This window comes from Mycobacterium sp. E796 (genome assembly GCF_001672815.1).
GTDB lineage: Bacteria > Actinomycetota > Actinomycetes > Mycobacteriales > Mycobacteriaceae > Mycobacterium.
Genome location: NZ_LZKK01000294.1, coordinates 1 through 1,319 on the forward strand (window position 1 = coordinate 1; position 1,319 = coordinate 1,319).

A 1,319-nucleotide genomic window follows, 5' to 3' on the forward strand; every position below is an offset into this window, starting at 1 on the left:
GAGCCGGGGATGACGCTGCTCGACATCGGCTGCGGCTGGGGCGCCACGCTGCGGCGCGCCATCGAGAAGTTCGACGTGAACGTGATCGGAATTACCCTCAGCCGCAATCAATTCGAATACAGCAAAACCAGGCTGGCGGGGGTCCCGACCGAGCGCAACGTCGAAGTGCGGTTGCAGGGCTGGGAAGAGTTCGACGACAAGGTCGACCGGATCGTCAGCATCGGAGCATTTGAAGCGTTCAAGGCCGAGCGTTGGCCCGCGTTTTTCGACCGCGCCTATGACATCCTCCCCGGCGACGGCAGGATGCTCCTGCACACAATTTTGGGGCATTCACAGAAGCAGATGCACGAGCGCGGCATCGCTTTGACGATGAGCGACGTGCGGTTCACGCGATTTATCTACACGGAAATCTTCCCGGGCGGGCAGTTGCCGGCGCAGGAAGATATTTTCCCGCTGGCGCATGCCGCCGGATTCAGTGTCGAAAAAGTGCAATTGCTGCGCGAGCATTATGAACGGACGCTGAATATGTGGGCGGCCAACCTGGCGGCGAACAAAGAAAAGGCGATCGCCATCCAGTCCGAGGAAGTCTACGAGCGCTATATGCACTATTTGACGGGGTGCGAGGACTTCTTCCGCAAGGGCATCAGCAACGTCGGCCAGTTCACCCTGGCCAAGTAACGTCCCGGGCGCCGGCGCCGCCGGTCACTTCTCACACGTGAACTGGTTGACGTCCGTGTAGCCCTGGCGGAACAACTTGGCGCAGCCGGTGAGGTACTTCATGTACCGGTCGTAGACCTTCTCCGACTGGATCGCGATGGCCTTGTCCTTGTTGGACTCGAGCGCCGCGGCCCATATTTCCAGCGTCCTGGCGTAGTGCAGCTGAAGTGACTGGATCCGGGTCACCTTGAAACCGGCGTCGCCGGCGTGCTCTTCGACCGACGGGATCGTCGGCAGCCATCCGCCGGGGAAGATCTCGGCCAGGATGAACTGGGTGAAGTGAACGACCTCGTGGGTCAACGGGGTGCCCTGGGCCCTGGCCTCTTTGAAGGTCGGACGCGAGATGGTGTGCAGCAGCATGACCCCGTCGGCCGGCAGCACCCGGTAGGCCATCTTGAAGAAGTGGCCCCACCGTTGGCGGCCGAAGTGCTCGAAGGCGCCGATGGAGACGATGCGGTCGACGGGCTCGTCGAACTTCTCCCAGCCCTCCAGCAGCACCTGCGCTGAGCGGTTCGTGTCCAGCCCGTCGAACATCTGCTGGACGTGCTCGGCCTGGTTCTCCGACAGCGTCAGGCCGACGACGTTGACGTCGTACTTCTCGG

General features: G+C 62.1%; 2 protein-coding genes. One reads left to right on the forward strand and one right to left on the reverse strand.

Annotation, left to right across the window (positions count from 1 at the left end; all coding sequences use genetic code 11):
- Nucleotides 1–678, forward strand: a 678-nt coding sequence (locus A5706_RS22300; protein WP_068135411.1) for a class I SAM-dependent methyltransferase, incomplete at its 5' end; no start/stop codon positions are given.
- A 24-nt stretch (nt 679–702) separates the two neighbouring features.
- On the opposite strand, the gene A5706_RS22305 is transcribed toward A5706_RS22300, so the two are convergent.
- The coding region (locus tag A5706_RS22305) for a class I SAM-dependent methyltransferase (RefSeq protein ID WP_068127030.1) at nt 703–1,319 on the reverse strand (617 nt) is incomplete at its 5' end.